Origin of the sequence: Fictibacillus phosphorivorans, assembly GCF_007673525.1 — a bacterium.
Lineage (GTDB): Bacteria > Bacillota > Bacilli > Bacillales > Fictibacillaceae > Fictibacillus > Fictibacillus phosphorivorans_C.
This window is the reverse complement of record NZ_VDZU01000001.1, coordinates 2758082-2777423: the sequence shown is the minus strand read 5'-3', so window position 1 is coordinate 2777423 and position 19342 is coordinate 2758082. Positions and strand designations below refer to the sequence as shown.

The following is a 19342-nucleotide window of genomic DNA, read 5'->3' as shown; positions in this document are numbered from 1 at the left end:
GATAAGCACGTATCTCCTTTCAGAGTAGATTACTTCTAGTCTCTGGTGGGTTGTATAACAAGTAGATTCGGTACACGTTACTGATGATCGTCTTCAAAACCGCATAAGTAGGGATGGCTAAAAGCAGACCGATAAATCCAAATGCTGCACCTGCCATGAGTACGACTAGGATGATGGTGAGCGGATGGATACGAAGCTGTTTTCCCATGATTTGAGGAGACAAAATATTTCCCTCTACTTGTTGTACAACGAGCGTTACGATAGCGACTTTAACTGCCATAAAAGGATCTTGGATCAAACCTACTAAAAGAGCTGGAAATACACCGATAAATGGTCCTAAAAAGGGGATCACATTCGTTAGAACAGCAAAAAGAGCAAGAACTAAAGCGAACTTTAACCCGATCAATAAATAACCGGCATACATAAAGATGCCGACAAACCATGCCACAAGAACTTGTCCTTTAATATACGAAGATAAGGTTGAATCAATATCTCGTAAAATCGCAGCAACTTCATACTCCATGTGATGAGGAGCAAACCTTAAGAAATAATTAAAAAATTTCTTATCGTCAAGCAACAAATAAAAAAGAATAAAAGGGACCACTAACAATACAAGAGCAATATTCGTCAATGTGGCTACAAGGGCAATAACATCTTTTGAGACGGTACTAGTAAACTTTTCTAATCGTTGTGTGGCGAGTTTTGTTATCTGTGTGCTATCGATGAACGATTTTTTACTGCCGGTAATCATCGTACCTGTTTTTTCAGTAGCTTCACCAATCTTTTTTGGGAAATCGTCGGTGATATTAGAAAGCTGATCGGCTACAACGGGGACGGCTAGCGTGGCAATGCCTGTTACGGCTAAGATCAATCCGACCATCACTACAAGTATCGCTACAAACTTAGGAACTTTTTTCTGAATGAAGAAGCGTATGACTGGTCTAAGCAAATAATAAAGCAACCCTGCGATAAATAGAGGGAAGAAAACGCTAGATATTACGAGATATAGGAAGTCAAGCAGGTAATCAATTTTTCCTAGTAAATAAAGGATGGTTAACAGTAAGACTGAACCTGCGGCGTACTTAAAGAATGAGTGCTGATACCACATTAAATCTGACCTCCATTTCATATTAGTAGTCTTTTCCCTTTTTAGTAATTCGTAATCTTAATTTGATAATAAAATAATTGACTTTTTCTAAGAGCGCTGATAGATTGTAAGTGTAAATGTAAACGTTTACGTAACAAGAAAGCAGGGAGATGTTTTGAATCCGACAATAAAAGATGTTGCCAAGCATGCAAACGTTTCAATCGCTACAGTATCTCGAATTGTGAACGGATTGCCTGGCTATTCGGAGGAAACAAAGAAAAAAGTGCAGCAATCAATTGAAGCACTCGGCTATCAGCCTAACGCGATCGCACGCGGGCTCATTAACAAGCGGACACAGACGATCGGGGTTCTTTTTCCGGATGTATCAGGAATGCTTTCGTCAGAAGTATTAGAAGGTGTAGAGAATGCGGCGCATGACGGAGGATTCAGCGTAATCGTCTGCAACACCACTTCGAGTGGGAAGAGAACCGTGAAGTATTTGAGGCTGCTGCAAGAAAAACGAGTAGATGGAATCATCTTTGCTTCAGAAGATGTTAAAGAAGAGTACTATAAAATCTTTCAAGAGATGAAAGTACCGGTTGTCCTTGTTTCTACGGCGTCATCCAAATACGATCTTCCGTTTGTTCGGGTAAATGATTTTGATGGAGCTTTTCAAGCTACAGAGTATTTAATTCGAAAAGGTCATAAAGTGATTGGCATGATCGGTGGAAGCGATGAGGATCCGATTGCTGGAGTACCAAGAATGCAAGGATTTCAAAAAGCTCTTGAGAGTAATGGTCTTTCATTTACTAACAATCACATAACGAAAAATGAGGGCTATCGTTTTCAAAACGGAAAAGAATCGCTTCCGCTTCTGCTAAAAAAACTTCCTGACATGACGGCACTATTCGCAGCAAGTGATGAGATGGCCATTGGTGCAATGTCTGCTGCACATCAGTTAGGAATAAGGGTGCCAGAGGAACTATCAATCATCGGTTATGATAACTTGAAGATTGCTGAGATGTGTTATCCGCCACTAACGACTGTATCTCAGCCGTTAAAGGATATGGGACAAACCTCAGGTGAAATGCTAGTCAGTTTGATTAAAGGTGAACAACAAGAAGCAAAAAGCCGTTATATGCCTTTTACCATTGTGGAAAGGCAATCAGTCAGTGATTTTCGTGACAAGTAAAAAACGGGTTAACTCAAAGCTTCATTTTTATTTGGGATTTACGTAAACGTTTACGTAAAACGCTTACACACATAGGAGGACGTTATACATGATTAAAGTTACAGTTTGGAATGAAAACCGTCATGAACAGAAAAATCCGGTAGTTAAAGATATTTATCCAAAAGGAATTCATGGTGCTATTCAAGAATTCCTTGAAAAAGCAGGACATGATGTGAATACAGCAACACTTGATGAAGCTCAACATGGTCTTACAGAAGATGTGTTAAATAACACGGATGTTTTAGTATGGTGGGGGCACTTAGCTCATGATGAAGTAGAAGATGAGATCGTAAATAAAGTATATCAACGAGTACTAGATGGCATGGGTCTACTCGTCCTTCATTCTGGTCATTTCTCTAAAATCTTTAAAAAATTGATGGGAACTTCATGTGATCTAAAGTGGCGCGAAGCTGACGAAAAAGAACGTATCTGGATCGTTAATCCAAGTCACCCGATCGCAAACGGACTTGGTGAATATATCGAGCTTGAAAAAGAAGAGATGTATGGAGAGCATTTCGATATCCCTGCTCCAGATGACCTAGTATTTGTTAGCTGGTTTGAAGGAGGAGAAGTGTTCCGATCAGGAGCGGCTTACAATCGTGGTAAAGGAAAAGTGTTCTATTTCCGTCCGGGACATGAGACGTATCCAACGTATTATAACGAAGATGTACAAAAAGTAATCACGAATGCTGTATCTTTCTTAGCTCCTTCAGGCAGTGAAGCGCCAAAGTACGGAAATGCTAAGCCGCTTGAAGCGATCGGTGCAAAGTAAATAAAACGATTAAACACCCACTATAAGGAGGAAATAATCATGACAATTAAAGTTGGAATCATTGGTTGCGGTAGCATCGCACAGCATCGCCATCTGCCAGAATATGCAGCGAATCAGGACGTAGAGATCGTTGCGGTTTGTGACATTGTAAAAGAACGTGCTGAGTCAACACAAGCGGTTTATGGAGGAAAGATCTTTACGGATTATAATGAACTTCTTGCGCTTAAAGATGTAGATGCAGTGAGTGTTTGTACGCCTAATTTTCTTCACGCGCCGATTTCAATTGCCGCTTTAAATGCTGGAAAACACGTTTTATGTGAAAAACCGATGGCAACCTCGCTTCAAGAAGCAGAGGAAATGATCGCTGCAGCAGAAAAGAGCGGAAAAACGCTAATGATTGGTCATAATCAGCGCTTTGTTCCGGCACACCAAAAAGCGCGTGAGCTAATTGCCTCTGGTGATATCGGGAAAATTTACAGCTTCCGAACGGCTTTCGGGCACCCAGGACCTGAAGGCTGGAGCGTAGATGGTGTGAACAGCTGGTTCTTTAAAAAGGATGAAGCATTTATCGGCGCAATGGGGGACCTTGGTGTTCATAAAACAGACTTGATTCGATACATTCTTGGAGAAGAGATCGCCGAAGTTGGTGCTTTTGTTGAGACGAGCGCAAAAGAGTTTGCTTCAGTTGATGATACAGCTGTTTGCGTGTTGAAAACAGAGAGTGGAATTATCGGAACATTGGCGGCTAGTTGGTCTTACACGGCAAAAGAAGATAACTCTACGATCATCTATGGCGAAAAAGGTATCCTTCGATTAGAAGATGATCCGAAATATTCTTTAGTCGCACAATACACGAATGGAAATGTTGTACGCTATGAGATGGGTGCGATCCAAACGAATGATAACCAGTCTAACTCTCACGTGGTAGATCACTTTATCGAGGCGATTGAAGCGGGTCATGCTCCACTGATCACGGGCGAAGAAGGAAAACGCTCATTGGCCGTAATTCTAGCTGCTTTAGAATCAAACGAGAAGAAGACGATTGAAAAAGTTAAAACAGGAGTTCACGCATGAAACTAAGAGTTGGGATCATAGGGGCAGGCGGCATCGCTCAAGGCCGACATATCCCCGCTTTTCAAAGTTTAAGTGAAAAAGCAGAAGTGACGGCCATTAGTGATGTAAACGTGGATGTTGCGAAAAGTGTTGCTGAAAAATTTCACGTACCGAACTATTTTACGAGTTACGTAGAGATGTGGCCGCATGTAGATGCGGTTGTGATCTGTACGCCTAACAAGTTTCATAGAGAGATCACAGTTGCGGCATTGGATGCAGGTAAACATGTTCTGTGTGAGAAACCGATGGCAATGACCGTTGAAGAATGTGCCGAAATGGTAGAAGCAGAGAAGCGATCAGGAAAAGTATTATCGATCGCTTATCACTATCGATACATGAAAGAGTCTCAAGCTGCAAAACGAATCATGGAGTCTGGAGAAGTTGGTAATCCTCTAGTCGTTCGTGTACAAGCGCTTAGAAGAAGAAAAGTTCCGGGTTGGGGAGTATTTACAAATAAAGAGCTTCAAGGTGGCGGCAGCTTGATCGACTATGGCTGCCATCTGCTGGATCTGACACTTTGGCTTTTAGATAACCCGGTTGTGAGTGAAGTATCTGGTCAAACGTATAACACCGTCAGCCGTGAAGCGGAACAAGTAAATCAATGGGGCTCGTTTGATGCAGAAACATTTGAAGTCGATGATCATGTCACCGCGTATATTCGTCTCGCGAACGGTGGTACGATTCTGTTTGAAACATCGTGGGCGGCAAATATTCCGGACGATGCAGAACTGCTGCGCATTTCTGGTGATAAAGGCGGACTGGATGTATTCCCATTTGCGGTGAACAAAGCAGTAAACGGTATGATGACTACAACTAAAGCAGATTGGATCCTAGGAGAAGACAATCCCGGTCTTCCTCAAGCTGAGAATTTTGTGGATAGCTGTTTAGGTAAAGCAGAACCTCTTGTGAAAGCTGAGGAAGCGATGAATACTTCACGGGTGATCGAAGCGATCTATGCTAGCAGTCTTATGGGAAAAGGCGTTCAACTAGGAATTGAAAAAGGAGTGAAATAGTATGAAATTAGGTGTGTTTACGGTCCTGTTTTCACAGAAATCATTTACAGACATGCTTGACTATGTGAAAGAAGCAGGCGTACAAGCCGTAGAAATTGGAACGGGTAACTATCCAGGAAACGCTCACTGTCCGCTTGATGAACTACTTCAGAGTGAAGAGAAGCGATCACAGTACCTTCATGAAGTAGAGAAGCGTGGTTTGACGATTTCAGCCTTCAGTTGTCACGGGAATCCGTTATCTCCAGACGAGGCATTTGCAAAAGAGTCACATGAAACTTTTGTAAAAACTGTTGAACTGGCTGAATTGATGAATGTACCAGTGGTAAACTGTTTCTCTGGTGTACCGGGTGACTCTGAGAATGCAAAGTATCCAAACTGGCCAGTTTCCCCTTGGCCGAATGAATACAGCGATGTGTTGAAGTGGCAATGGGAAGAGAAGTTGATTCCATATTGGCGCACGTGGGGTCAATTTGCAAAAGAACATGGAGTGAAGATCGGCTTAGAGCTTCACGGTGGTTTCTTAGTGCATACTCCATATACGTTACTGAAGCTGCGTGAAGAAACATGTGACGCAATTGGTGCCAACCTTGATCCATCCCATCTTTGGTGGCAAGGCATCGATCCTGTGGCAGCAATTAAGATTCTTGGAAAAGCTGGAGCAATCCACCACTTCCATGCAAAAGACACATACTTAGACCAAGATAATATTAACATGTACGGATTAACGGATATGCAGCCATACGGCGCTGTTCAAAACCGCGCATGGAGCTTCCGTTCAGTAGGCTGTGGTCACTCTGTTCAAGATTGGTCCGATATGATGAGTGCACTTCGTACGTATGGTTATGACTATGTAGTAAGCATCGAGCATGAAGATCCGATCATGTCGATCGACGAAGGATTCAACCGCGCGGTGAAGAACCTGCAGTCGATCCTCATCGCCGAGCAGCCAGCGGAGATGTGGTGGGTCTAGGGGTCTGACCCCAAACAAATACAAATTCACTAAATTTGTATTTGTGGAGTGGACACTCCTAGCATTACATTCAAGTCTCACAGCATGGAGAAAACCTGTACCCCTTTTAATGGGATACAGGTTTTCTGTTTACCAGGTTAACCTATTTAACCTCATCAATAAAAAATATTTGACAGTTCATCCCAATATCACATATAATTTCAAAAACATATGACGAAGAAAACGAAGAAGAGGATTAGTAGATTGAATCTGTCTTTTTAGAGAGGGAGCTGTAGCGCTGGAAGGCTCCTACTGACAAACGATTGAACCTGCCTCTGAGTTCTGTATCTTATTTCAGTTATAACAGTTATAAGATATTCAGCGGTTAAATACCGTTATCATGAAAGAGTGTAAAGCTATGCTTTGAATTAGGGTGGTACCGCCAAGAAATTGGTCCCTAATGAAAAGTATAGCTTTTTTTATTTTCATTTAGCGAGGAGTGCATCCAATGACTAAAGAATTTGTAAAGAGCGTAACGAGTATGCAAGATGATTTTGCTCAATGGTATACCGATGTGGTGACAAAAGCGGAACTTATTGATTATTCAAGTGTTCGGGGATCTATGATCTTAAGACCTTACGGCTACGCAATATGGGAAAACATTCAAAAAGAACTTGATAAGCAAATCAAAGCGACAGGTCATGAGAATGTGTATATGCCGCTTTTTATTCCAGCAAGTCTGCTTCAAAAAGAAAAAGACCATATTGAAGGATTCGCCCCTGAAGTAGCATGGGTCACACATGGAGGAGAAGAAAAGCTGACAGAACGCCTTTGTGTTCGTCCGACATCAGAAGTTCTTTTTGCTGAGCATTTTAAAAACATCATCCATTCACATCGCGATCTTCCAAAGCTTTATAACCAGTGGTCGAACGTTGTGAGATGGGAAAAGACCACTAGACCTTTTCTTCGTACTCTCGAGTTCCTCTGGCAGGAAGGACATACTTGCCATGAAACAGATGAAGAAGCTCATGATGAAACGGTAAGAATGCTTAATGTGTATGCTGATCTCTGTGAAGAATTCCTTGCAATACCGGTAGTGAAGGGTCAGAAAACAGAAAAAGAAAAATTTGCTGGAGCGAAATATACTTATACGATTGAAAGCCTAATGCATGATGGGAAAGCGTTGCAGTCTGGAACTTCTCATCATTTAGGAGATGGATTCGCCAAAGCATTCGGTATTGAGTTTACGAACAGAGAAGGAAAACTACAGACTGTTCAGCAGACATCATGGGGCTTTACGACGCGTATTATTGGGGCGATGATCATGGTTCATGGTGATGAACGCGGGCTCGTCGTTCCTCCAAAGATAGCACCAACTCAACTCATGATCGTACCGATTGCTCAACACAAAGAGGGAGTTCTCGATTTTGCATACGATTTAAAAGATAAGCTATCACAGACCATTCGAATTGGAATTGATGCAAGTGATAAAAAGCCAGGGTGGAAATTTAATGAGTATGAGATGAAGGGAATTCCTCTTCGTCTAGAGGTAGGGCCGCGAGACATCGAACAAGATCAAGTGATATTAGTGCGAAGAGATACAGGGGAAAAAGAAACCGTACCTCTCAAAGGCTTAGAATCCTACATTCAAAATACATTAAGTGATATTCAGGATAACTTGTTTAAAAAGGCGAAGACTCATCGGGAAGATAAAACAACAACGGTTACTACATTTGATGAATTCAAAATCGAATTAAGTAAAAAAGGCGGTTTCATGAAAGCGATGTGGTGTGGTGATGATGCTTGTGAAAGTTTTATAAAAGACGAAACAGGCGCAACATCAAGGTGTATACCGTTTGAACAAGAAAAGCTCTCAGAAAAATGTGTTTGCTGTGATCAACAAGCAAAACACCTCGTCTACTGGGCAAAAGCATATTAAATAGAAGGGGTCAGACCCGGGGTCTGACCCCTTTTCTTTTTTAAAAATATATTATTTCTCACTATATTAGGAACTTTACATTACTGTATGTCATACACTATACTATAATCGAGGTGATTGCATGAGCGAATTAATTTTCTCTCTAAAGACAGAACTGCGAAGAGGAACCTTAACTTTAGCAGTCTTAAGCCAGCTCCAAACACCGCAATACGGATATTCACTCGCGCAGCGGTTAGAAGAGAACAACGTATCCATTGATCAAAGCACCCTGTACCCGCTTCTTCGTAGGCTTGAAAAGCAAGAGCTGCTTACGAGTGAATGGGATACAACAGAGAACCGACCTAGAAAATATTATCTTCTCAGCGAGTTTGGTCAAGAAGTGTTCAAGCAACTGAAAGAAGAATGGCATAACACGTCTATGCAATTAAATTCGATGTTATAAGGAGGAATTCCAAATGAATTTGATTGAAACGTATATCAGTGAAGTGACACAAAGACTTCCTGAAAAAATAAGGGATGACATCGCGATGGAGCTAAGATCAACGATTGAAGATATGCTTCCAGATCAACATACAGAAAAAGATGTTGAAGAAGTTCTTATGAAACTCGGAGATCCTGTAAAACTCGCAAGCGAATACAACAACAAACCTAGGCATGTAATAGGTCCTATGTTTTATGAAAGTTATATTAATGTGTTGATCGTGGCAGCTATCATTTCTGTAGTGGCCAGTAGCCTTACCCTCTTTGTAAACGGTATGATTACATTTGAAGGTGATAAATCTCTATTCACTCTAATGGCTTTTATCGGTCAACTTTGTTTAAAGATGTTCTTATCCAGCTTGACGGTTTTGTTTCAAGTTTTCTTCTGGGTAACGATTGTATTTATCATGCTAGAACGATCAGGAGTTTCAAATGGTGATATCTATACGAGAAAAAAGAAAACATGGTCTCCATCTGATCTATATCAACTTAAAAAAGTAGTGACGAAAAGACAGATTCCAAAGGCGGAAGTTTTCTTTAGTTTATTCTGGACAGCAATTTGGGCCATAGTTCTATTTAACTCGTCTGAAATGATCGGCTGGTATGAACAAAGTGGAAAAGGATTAGAAGGACTTACGCTCAAAGCACCACTATTCAACGAGGAAGTTTTATTCTCATATGCTCCTTTTATCATTTTGCTTATTCTCATTGAAGTGAGTCTTGCTATCTATAAATTTTTTATTGGAAGATGGACGAATCTACTTGCTTCATTGAACTTAATCTATCATTTTATTTCGGTAGGCTTACTTTGTTTTATGCTAACGGATGAAACGCTTTATAATAAGTCATTCACTGAAAAACTATATGACACCTTCCCTGATGTACCAGCATTTTGGTTTATATCCACAATTGCAACAATCGTAGCGGTTTTTTCTATCATAGATATCATTTCTGGTTTCAATAAAGCAAATAAATCAAACACCCTAATAGATCAATGGATGAAGAACGGATAAGCAAAAAGACTTCTATCATGAAGTCTTTTTATTTTCAAAATGGAACAATATGTTAAACTTAAACGAATAGAAAATGACTTAGGAGGAATAACGTGATTACTCTCGTAAAAGCAGATTCTTCAAAAGCTAAAGAAATTGCAAAGTTCATCGCAGTCCAAAACAGAGTGGCATCCAAACATTGCGGCTATTGCGGTGAAATGGAACACGAAATTCTTCATTCGCTGAAAGAAGACCTCTCAGATGTTCCTTATCAGGAATCTTTTGTGTTGGCCTATGAGAATGACTTTCTAGTGGGAGTTCTTGGATTTGATGCCGACCTTGAAAACCGGAACGCCGAAATATGGGGTCCTTTTATTACACATAGTGAGCACCAGCAGATTACAAAAGAGCTTTGGGATCTCCTACTCCAGCTCATACCTCAAACGATTGAAACGGTTCATTTTTTTATCTCTACAGATCATACAGACCTCAAAAAGTTTCTAACTCATAACGATATAATAGACCAAAAAAGCAAACACACCATTCTATCAATCACCAAGGAAGCAATAACAAACACAGCTGCAGTGAATAACATTAAAGAATATACAGAAAGGGATAAGAATAATTTCAAGAATTTGCATGATACCTATTTTCCTTCGACGTATTACAATTCACAACAGATCATTGAACGATTAAACGAGTTTCATAAAGTATTTGTATATCAAATTGAGAATGAAGTGGTGGGTTATATTTATGTAGAGATACAACCACAGTTTGGTGAAGGCTCTATTGAGTTCTTCGCTGTAGATGAAATGCATAGAGAAAAAGGAATCGGTGTGCAGCTTTTAACGTATGCTGTCACTTGGATGCTCAGCAATCCGCATTTGAAGCATATTGATCTGTGCGTCAACAATGAAAATAAGCTAGCGATCCATCTTTATAAAAAAATCGGTTTTGCTATTCAAAAAGAACTATTTCATATAACTAAGCAACTTTCTGTAGAGACATTGTCTAGAAAATAGTACTATTTTGATTTGACCTCTATGAAAAATATTTTTTCCGTATAAAATAGATAGAGTGATTATGAATCTATTTAAGGGGAGAATGTTTTATGAAAAATACTTGGAAAGCATATCGCTCGCCGATCATATTACTGCTCGCGATTATTGCGGGAAGTATAATCGGTTCTACGATGGGAAAGGACGCTGCTGTCCTTAAACCGTTCGGCGATCTGTTTTTAAACGTTATGTTCATGATTGTTGTTCCACTCGTGTTCTTTTCAATCTCATCGAGTGTTGCAAGCATGGCTGGTTCAAAGCGTTTCGGTAAAATCATCAGCTCTATGATGATCGTCTTTTTATTCACTGGAACGGTAGCAGCTATTATTAGTATGGCTGGTATTAAAATCTTTCCGCCTTCAGAGGGTGTGAAGATTGATCTAGTGAAACCTGATACAACGGGTGAAGAAGTATCGATTGGTGATCAGCTAGTAAGTACAGTTACGGTTCCTGATTTTGTCGATTTATTAAGTCGTGCGAATATGTTAGCACTTATTCTTTTTTCTGTGTTGTTAGGTCTTGCAACATCTAAAGTGGGAGAAAAAGCTAAGCCGCTCGCTAACTTCCTCTCAGCAGGAAGTGAAGTTACACTTCAGATGGTAAAATACGTGATGTATTATGCCCCGATCGGTTTAGGAGCCTATTTTGCAGCACTTGTTGGTGAATTCGGTCCAACGCTGCTTGGTTCTTACTTTAAAGCAGTCTTATTCTATTATCCGTTCTCTATTATTTATTTCTTCGGCTTCTTTACGCTTTACGCGTTCATGGCTCATGGAAAGCTTGGTATTCGTGTGTTTTGGAAAAACATGCTCTCGCCATCTGTTACGAGTCTTGCAACGTGCAGTTCTGCTGCGAGTATTCCCGTTAACATAGAAGCTACTAAGAAAATGGGCGTACCTGACGATATTAGTGAAACGACGATTCCTCTTGGTGCAACACTGCATAAAGACGGATCTGTTATTGGTGGGGTATTAAAGATTACTTTTCTTTTTGGAATATTTGATATGGATTTCTCAGGCATCAACACGTATCTTTTAGTTGGTGGAGTAGCCCTTTTAGTGGGTATGGTAATGGGAGCAATCCCTCAAGGTGGACTGATCGCGGAGATGCTGATTCTATCACTGTTCGGTTTTCCTCCAGAAGCACTGCCGATTATCGCTGCGATCTCTGCCATTATTGATCCGCCAGCCACATTACTGAACGCGACAGGTGATAATGTCGCAAGTATGATGACGGCTCGTTTAGTTGAAGGTAAGAACTGGTTCTTGAAAAAGACAGGTTCTTTAACAGAACAAAAAGGCGCATAATTTATTTTCATCTCTAACTCATCTTATTTTGAGTTAGAGATTTTTTTATGGGAAAAAAGGGAAGTTCTCTATCCTCAAATCATTATGAAAATGTTATTCTTAACGTAACAAGAATGAACAATGTGTCGTTGATAAAGGAAGTGTACAGATGAATTCTTCATTGCAAGCAGACTGTTCTCGTTGCTTTGGCCTTTGCTGTGTGGCGCTACCTTACGCAAAATCTGCTGATTTTGCTTTTGATAAAGACAGTGGAACGCCTTGTAGAAACTTACAAGACGATTTCCGCTGTGGGATTCACCAACATCTAAGAGATCAAGGGTTTAAAGGTTGTACGGTATATGAGTGTTTTGGAGCAGGACAAAAAGTCTCACAAAACACTTTTTCAGGAATGGATTGGGAGACTAATCCAGAGCTAGCGAACGAGATGTTTGATGTTTTTCCAATCATGCAACAACTTCAAGAAATGATCTATTACCTAACTGAGGCGATGAACCTTAGCGTAACAAAACCTATCCATCAAGAATTAAAAGTGGCTATAAGCGAAATAGAAAATCTTACTCTACGCCGAGCTTCAGAGATCAAAATGATGAACGTAGCAGAAATTCGTATAAGGATGAACGAGTTGCTGATTCGTACGAGCCATTTAGTAAGAGAAGAATACAAGCATAAGAAGTATCAAATAACAGGCAAGACCAGTGATTTTATCGGTAGTAATCTTCAAAATGCAGATCTTCGTGGCGCAAATTTACGAGGTGCTCTTTTCATAGCGGCAGATTTAAAATATGCGGACTTAAGAAAATCAGATTTAATAGGGGCGGATTTACGTGATGCTGATATAAGTGGTGCAGACTTAAGAGGGAGTATCTTTTTAACACAAGCACAAGTAAATTCAGCTAAAGGAAATGCTGAAACAAAACTACCTGTTAGGTTAACTCATCCGAATCACTGGCAAAAAGTAAAACAAAACAAAAATGCCTTCCGTTAACGAATAACGGAAGGCTTAACTGTGACTAAAAGATTAAGTTTAGTACGAGATAAGAGAGTGCTGCTAATGTTGCTGAAATTGGAAGTGTGATGAACCAAGTGATGATCATCGTCTTAGCCGTTCCCCATTTAACTCCTTTTAATCGGTGAGACGCACCAACCCCTAAGATAGAAGAAGTGATAACGTGCGTTGTACTTACAGGAATACCTAAGAAAGATGCACCAAAGATAACAGATGCTCCCGTTAAATCAGCTGAAACCCCATTAACAGGACGGATTTTCATGATCTTTCCGCCAACCGTCTTGATGATTTTCCAACCACCTACAGATGTACCAAGACCCATAGCAAGCGCACAGGATACCTGTACCCAAAGCTGAATGTCTGTGCTATCTGTGTAGCCGTTCGCGATTAATGCCATCGTGATGATCCCCATCGCTTTTTGCGCATCATTCGTACCGTGTGAATAAGCTTGGAGAGCGGCAGTAGCTACCTGTACTTTACGAAAACCGTTATTCGTTTTCGTTAAATTCGTATTCTTAAATACCATCTTAATAACGTTATAAAATATAAAACCTACGATAAATGCTAGAATTGGAGAAAGAAGCAAACCATAAATAATTTTTAGAAAACCAGAATAATGAAGTGCTTCAAAACCAGCAGCTGCAATGGCAGCACCAGCGATAGAACCGATGATCGCATGTGACGATGAACTTGGGATACCATAGTACCAAGTGATCAAGTTCCAAGCGATGGCCGCTACAAGAGCAGCGAGAATAACGACTGACCCGTTAGGAAGTGTGAATGGGTCAACGATGTCTTTTGTGATCGTTTTAGCAACACCAGTGAATGTCATGGCTCCGACAAAGTTCATGACTGCAGCTAGAATAATAGCTCTTCTTGGTGTTAAAGCTTTTGTTGAAACAGATGTTGCAATCGCGTTCGCTGTATCATGAAATCCATTAATAAAGTCAAATGCTAGCGCACCGATTACAACAAGAATGGTAATGAGTAATACTGTATCCATACCAGCCACCCGTTACGCGTTTTTCATAATGATAGATTCTAATGTGTTTGCAACGTTCTGGCAGCTGTCGGCAATGCCTTCAAGCACTTCATACATTTCTTTATACTTGATAACTTTGATCGGATCTGTTTGAGTGGCAAACAATTCTCGTTGAGCTTCACGGTAAAGATCGTCACATTTTGATTCGTAATCTTTAATCTTGATTGCATGTTCACGCATATCAAGAAGTTTCTTCTCAGATAACAAATTAACAGTAAGCAGGATTTCTTCCGCACTTAACTTGATGTATTCTACAAATTTAACCATGTATTGATCTGGGTTTGTAATTGCGTAAATGTCAAACAAAGCAGAAGATTGCTCGATACCATCTAGAATATCATCCATGCTCATAGCAAGTGATAAGATATCTTCTCTTTCAATAGGTGTAATAAAAACTTTGTTCAGTTCCATGATAACGGTATGAACATAAGAATCACCTTTTGATTCAAGTTCTTTTAAATGGTCTGCGAATTCGCGAAGATCATTTTCGTTATTAATTTTGAAATCGTGGAAATAACCAGCAGAATCTTTCAAGTTGCTAGCAATATCCGTTAGCATGACCATGAACTTATCCTTTTTCTTTGTAAACATAGTACCCTCCAAAAGAAATGTCTTTTATCCTTTTTCTTTTACGTTTTTTGTGGCAGTCATTTTTTTCTTTTTTAACCACCCAGCACATTATACAAAAAAATAAGAGTTTTTGTCGAAAAAGAATGAATTGTAATCAATAATTTACAAAAGCTTTACATAGTTAAGCTTTCTTTTAACGTTCAACAAACTTGGAATTAACAAACGTTTAGAAATGAAATAAAAACTTTACATTCTTTTCTTACATCATTCCCTAAAGGAACTCTTTAGAATCTATGGGCAGTGAAAGCCCGTAGAAAAACATTTGAAAGATATCTGTTGCAAGTTTTTTTCCATTCTCGCCTGTAATCATGGAGATGAGCATATTGTTATTAAAAAGCTGGATGTATACCATGATGGATTCCATAGAAAGGTCAGGGTTGATCTCACCATTGTTTTGAGCATCCTTAATCAGGTCAACTAATAACGGAATGCTATACTTCGTTTGAAAGTCAGCTAAAAATAATTTTAATTCTTCATCGTTTAACATCATCTCTTCTATAACTTCAGGATGAATACTTTGTATGTTATCCGTTTTATGAAGAATACTTGAGGTCATTTTTTCTTTGAAAGAAAGATCCTTGTGAAAGAGCTCTTTATGAAAATCGTATTCATCGGCAACGAACTCTTTAATCACTTCCCGAAACAAAGCTTCTTTGCTTCCAAAGTGATTATAGATGGTAACTTGAGATACCCCGGCATGTCTTGCTAGATCTTCTATTTTAATTTCTTTGATGCCTTGTTTTTGAAACAGGGAGAAAGCAGCTTTCTTAATGTCTTTTTTCTTTTGTTCCTTTCGACGTTCATATCCGTTCAAGACTCTTCACCTCTTTACTAGGATAAAACACATTTTGAAAAATAACAAATAACATATTTCAAAAAGTATTGCTTAGTGGGAAGAAAAGACTTATGATTATTTTGAAATATACATTGTTCAATATTTCAAAAAGGTGGGTGTGAGGATGATTCAGGTAAAGGGGCTCTCAAAGCGGTTTACGGATAAAAAAGGATTGTTCGATCTGAATTTTGAAGTAAAAAAAGGCGAGGTGTTTGGATATATTGGTCCGAATGGAGCAGGTAAATCAACAACCATTCGTCATTTAATGGGCTTTGTGAAACCAGATAGTGGCTATTCTTCAATCGATGGAATGGACTGCTGGAAAAACGCTGCGCGTATTCAAGAAAAAACAGGATACTTGCCAGGCGAGATTGTCTTTTTAGAAGGAATGACAGGGCTTGGCTTTTTGTCCCTCGTTCAAAAGATGCGAAAGCAAGAGTGCATAAAACGCAGAGACGAGTTAATAGAACGATTTCAGTTAGACGTAAACTCACCGATAAGAAAGATGTCTAAAGGAATGAAACAGAAAGTGGGTATCATCGCAGCGTTTATGCATTCCCCTCAAGTCCTTATCTTAGATGAACCTACATCTGGGCTTGACCCGCTCATGCAACGCGTCTTCATTGATCTAATCTTGGAAGAAAAACAAAATAACAAAACGATACTCATGTCATCACACAGTTTTCAAGAGATCGAACGAACATGTGATTCGGCCGGAATCATAAAAGATGGAAAGTTAGTGGCGTTAGAAGATATGCATTTGTTAAGAAGAGTACAACGCAGAGTATTTGAAGTGAAAGTGAAGTCTGAGGGTGACATGGAACAGATCATTCAATCACCGCTTGTTACTGAAGTCAAAGGTGCTAGAACCATTCATGTTACGGTACAAGGTAACGATCAAGAATTTGTACAGCTTTTGAGTCGTTGTGATGTTCAACATATCGATACACGGCCTCAGGATTTAGAAGATATATTCATGCATTATTATGACAGAAGGGAAGTGGAGAAATGAGCTTGCCTTTATATCTTGCGATGATGAAAAATCACGGAAAGATGTTAGGGGGATTCATTTACGGTGCTTCAGCTTATATTGTACTAATCATTTGGATATATCCCTCTATTGCTGATATGAAAGGATTTAACGAAATGATCGCTGCACTGCCAGAAGGTATGCGGAAGCTGATCGGTATGGAGAATGGCATAAATTCCTTGTCAGACTATATAGCAGGTGAATTTTATGGGATGTTGCTTCTGATCATATTGATGGTTTATGTAATTTTGACTTCGACTCGAGTGATGGCACGACTGGTCGACCAAGGATCTATGGCTTACTTGCTTGCTACCCCTAATTCAAGAGTAAAGGTTGCCATTACACAAGCAGCAGTCTTGCTTACCGGGCTGGCATTAATCGTAGGTTTTACAACGCTTAGTGGTATTGCAGCAAGCGAGTGGCTGATCGATGGCTATCAATTAGACGTTCCTTCTTTTATTACATTGAATCTACTCACTTTCCTTGTTTTCTCGTCGATAGCTGGTTATTGCTTCTTCATCTCCTCTGTAAATAATGATGAGAAGAAAGCGCTCGGGATCTCTGCAGGAATTACGCTTTTATTTTATATGTTGAACATGGCCGGAAAGTTAAGCGAGAAAACAGAATGGATGTTAAACTTTACGATCTTTAAATGGTATGATCCGATCAAGATGATTAATAACGAGACGGAGGCGCTCTGGATCGGATGTGCACTAGGCATTTTAACATTTCTCTTATTCATGCTTAGTGTGGCTGCGTTCAAGAAAAGAAATCTTCCGTTATAAATATTCTAAATCGTTAGGTTAACATGTATAATATAAATAATAATAAGTCACCAAAATGCAAATTTCACATACAATGTTAGTGCTAGGAACCGAATATTGGATAGTTTTCAGGCTGCTGTCGTAAAAGACGGCAGCATTTCTGCTTTTTAAGGGTACTTGAGGATGATAGTTATTATCAAATACGCAGGAGGGGAAGTCCATTGGAACTCTCTGCACGTACACAACTGTTAATGGCAACAACGTCTGGTATCTTCATATTAACCGCTTGGATGATGGAAAAATATTCAGATTCTCCTTACTATGTTCTCTTTTATTTGTTGGCTTTTATCGTAGGAGGCTATGCAAAAGCAGTCGAAGGCATTCAGGAAAGCATAAAAGACCGACAATTGAACGTTGAACTTCTTATGATGTTTGCCGCAATTGGATCTGCAGCGATCGGCTATTGGGGAGAGGGAGCTGTATTGATCCTAATCTTTGCTTATTCTGGCGCTCTAGAAATGTATACCTTACAAAAAAGCGATAAAGAGATTAAAGCATTACTATCTTTACAACCGGAAGAAGCATGGCTTTTGTTAGATGATAAGGAACTGAGAGTAGAGGCTTCATCTTTAGAACCTGGTAACCTAATAAAAGTTAAACCAGGAGAGCGGGTACCTGCTGATGGTGTAATTGTAAAAGGAAACTCCTTTATTAATGAATCTGCATTAACCGGTGAGCCTCTTGCTCGCGAAGTCCATACCTCATCAGAAGTATTAGCAGGAACGTTAAACCAATCTGGATTGTTAGAGATTTCTGTTACAAAACATATGAAAGACTCAGTATTTCAAAGAATGATAGACCTCGTCAATAATGCACAGAATGATGCACCACCTGTTCAAAGAAAAATAGAGGAGTTTGAAACAAAATATGTTCTTTTCGTGTTGCTGGCTGCGGCATTAACCTTTTTAGTGCCTAGTTCGATAGGGGTTTGGAGTTATTCAGAATCTTTGTACCGTGCTTGTGTTCTGCTAGTCGTGGCTTCTCCTTGTGCACTTGTAGCCTCGACCATGCCAGCACTGCTAGCTTCGTTATCTAACGCAGCTAAGAACGGAATCCTATTCAAAAGCGGTGTCTTTTTGGAGAAACTGAGTTTAGTAAACGTTATCGCTTTTGACAAAACAGGTACTTTAACAAAAGGCCGACCAACTGTGAAACACGCTGAATTTCTCCAGACCTCTTGGTGCAAAGAAAAGTTGATCTCGATCATCTATGAAATTGAAAAAAATAGCATACATCCACTCGCAAACGCCATTAATGAATACCTTAAAGTTCGTCCAGAAAAAACGCCTATAGAACTGACGGCGTTTGAAGATGTGCCAGGAAAAGGTGTGAAAGCTGATATTCAAAGTACCATTTGGAAAATAGGGAGTCGCAAGTGGACGGACATAACGGAAAAACAAGAGTTTGAGCTTCTGATGAATCTAGACGATGAAGCAAAAGACACAGGACATACGGTTGTATATGTAACAGCTAACGATCAACTCGCAGCTTATTTTCTTTTAGGAGATACAGTGAGGGAAGAAACCGTTAAGGCGATAAAAGAATTACAATCAAAACAAATCTTAACGATCATGCTAACGGGTGACTCTGAGCGAGGAGCAGAGATAATCGGAAGAATCGCGAAGGTCGATGAGATTGGTTATTCATGTTTGCCTGAAGATAAGGTGAACACCGTGAAGAAGTGGAGAGAAAAAGATGCGGTTGTAGCGATGATTGGAGATGGAGTGAACGATGCGCCAGCACTCGCTATAGCAGATGTAGGTGTTGCGATGGGTATGGGAAGCGATGCTGCCATCGAGACCGCAGATGTTGTACTCGTAAAAAATGATCTGAGTAAGCTGCTATATGCGATGAGGCTGTCTGAAAGGCTTTCAAAGATCATTAAACAAAATATCTTCTTTTCAATCAGTGTAATACTTCTCTTATTATGTGCGAACTACCTACAGTTTCTCACTTTGCCATTGGGCGTGATCGGGCATGAAGGAAGTACCATATTAGTGATCTTAAATGGGTTACGTTTATTAAAATAGCCAA

18 protein-coding genes and 1 other annotated feature are annotated in these 19342 nt (G+C 39.7%); of the genes, 14 read left to right on the top strand and 4 right to left on the bottom strand.

Translation table 11 applies throughout. The features are described 5' to 3' along the window. Positions 1-19 precede the first annotated feature (19 nt). Positions 20-1108 (bottom strand): AI-2E family transporter, encoded by a 1089-nt coding sequence (locus FS458_RS13845; protein WP_186320557.1) that lies wholly within the window; start codon positions 1106-1108, stop codon positions 20-22. A gap of 154 nt (positions 1109-1262) precedes the next feature. On the opposite strand from FS458_RS13845, the gene FS458_RS13840 reads away from it, so the two are divergent. From FS458_RS13840 to FS458_RS13790, 11 genes are all read left to right on the top strand, one after another. Further along, positions 1263-2279, top strand: a complete 1017-nt coding sequence (locus tag FS458_RS13840) for a LacI family DNA-binding transcriptional regulator (RefSeq protein ID WP_144701421.1) — start codon at positions 1263-1265, stop codon at positions 2277-2279. 88 nt (positions 2280-2367) lie between these two features. Next, positions 2368-3090, top strand: coding sequence for a ThuA domain-containing protein (locus FS458_RS13835; protein WP_144701419.1), 723 nt, complete (start codon positions 2368-2370; stop codon positions 3088-3090). 36 nt (positions 3091-3126) lie between these two features. After that, positions 3127-4164 (top strand): Gfo/Idh/MocA family protein, encoded by a 1038-nt coding sequence (locus tag FS458_RS13830; protein ID WP_144701417.1) that lies wholly within the window; start codon positions 3127-3129, stop codon positions 4162-4164. Continuing rightward, positions 4161-5216, top strand: a complete 1056-nt coding sequence (locus FS458_RS13825) for a Gfo/Idh/MocA family protein (RefSeq protein WP_144701415.1) — start codon at positions 4161-4163, stop codon at positions 5214-5216. Before FS458_RS13830 ends, FS458_RS13825 begins: the two co-directional genes overlap by 4 nt. Position 5217: 1 nt before the next feature. Then, the gene (locus FS458_RS13820; protein WP_144701413.1) at positions 5218-6186 is read left to right on the top strand and encodes a sugar phosphate isomerase/epimerase family protein; all 969 of its coding nucleotides are present in this window, start codon (positions 5218-5220) and stop codon (positions 6184-6186) included. A gap of 216 nt (positions 6187-6402) precedes the next feature. Beyond that, positions 6403-6627: a binding site (T-box leader), on the top strand. Between the two features lie 46 nt (positions 6628-6673). Beyond that, the gene (gene proS / locus FS458_RS13815; protein ID WP_144701411.1) at positions 6674-8104 is read left to right on the top strand and encodes a proline--tRNA ligase; all 1431 of its coding nucleotides are present in this window, start codon (positions 6674-6676) and stop codon (positions 8102-8104) included. A 121-nt stretch (positions 8105-8225) separates the two neighbouring features. Next, positions 8226-8546, top strand: coding sequence for a PadR family transcriptional regulator (locus tag FS458_RS13810; RefSeq protein WP_066392702.1), 321 nt, complete (start codon positions 8226-8228; stop codon positions 8544-8546). Between the two features lie 13 nt (positions 8547-8559). Next, positions 8560-9597, top strand: a complete 1038-nt coding sequence (locus tag FS458_RS13805) for an HAAS signaling domain-containing protein (protein WP_144701409.1) — start codon at positions 8560-8562, stop codon at positions 9595-9597. Positions 9598-9689: 92 nt separating this feature from the next. After that, positions 9690-10598, top strand: a complete 909-nt coding sequence (locus tag FS458_RS13800) for a GNAT family N-acetyltransferase (RefSeq protein WP_144701407.1) — start codon at positions 9690-9692, stop codon at positions 10596-10598. Between the two features lie 89 nt (positions 10599-10687). Beyond that, positions 10688-11941, top strand: coding sequence for a dicarboxylate/amino acid:cation symporter (locus FS458_RS13795; protein ID WP_144701405.1), 1254 nt, complete (start codon positions 10688-10690; stop codon positions 11939-11941). Between the two features lie 148 nt (positions 11942-12089). After that, positions 12090-12926 (top strand): pentapeptide repeat-containing protein, encoded by an 837-nt coding sequence (locus FS458_RS13790; protein ID WP_144701403.1) that lies wholly within the window; start codon positions 12090-12092, stop codon positions 12924-12926. A gap of 25 nt (positions 12927-12951) precedes the next feature. On the opposite strand, the gene FS458_RS13785 is transcribed toward FS458_RS13790, so the two are convergent. From FS458_RS13785 to FS458_RS13775, 3 genes are all read right to left on the bottom strand, one after another. Beyond that, a complete protein-coding gene (locus FS458_RS13785; RefSeq protein WP_144701401.1) occupies positions 12952-13950 on the bottom strand; it encodes an inorganic phosphate transporter in 999 nt (332 codons plus the stop codon). Between the two features lie 12 nt (positions 13951-13962). Further along, positions 13963-14580, bottom strand: coding sequence for a DUF47 domain-containing protein (locus FS458_RS13780; protein WP_144701399.1), 618 nt, complete (start codon positions 14578-14580; stop codon positions 13963-13965). A 250-nt stretch (positions 14581-14830) separates the two neighbouring features. Next, positions 14831-15433 carry a TetR/AcrR family transcriptional regulator gene (locus tag FS458_RS13775; RefSeq protein WP_144701397.1) on the bottom strand — a complete coding sequence of 201 codons (603 nt, stop codon included), beginning with the start codon at positions 15431-15433 and terminating at the stop codon, positions 14831-14833. Positions 15434-15578: 145 nt separating this feature from the next. On the opposite strand from FS458_RS13775, the gene FS458_RS13770 reads away from it, so the two are divergent. From FS458_RS13770 to FS458_RS13760, 3 genes are all read left to right on the top strand, one after another. Then, positions 15579-16466: an ABC transporter ATP-binding protein gene (locus tag FS458_RS13770; protein ID WP_144701395.1), complete on the top strand. Its 888-nt coding sequence runs from the start codon at positions 15579-15581 to the stop codon at positions 16464-16466. Continuing rightward, positions 16463-17269, top strand: a complete 807-nt coding sequence (locus FS458_RS13765; RefSeq protein WP_144701393.1) for an ABC transporter permease — start codon at positions 16463-16465, stop codon at positions 17267-17269. The genes FS458_RS13770 and FS458_RS13765 overlap by 4 nt, the downstream gene beginning before the upstream one ends. 200 nt (positions 17270-17469) lie before the next feature. Then, a complete protein-coding gene (locus tag FS458_RS13760) occupies positions 17470-19338 on the top strand; it encodes a heavy metal translocating P-type ATPase (RefSeq protein WP_260858630.1) in 1869 nt (622 codons plus the stop codon). Positions 19339-19342: the final 4 nt, after the last annotated feature.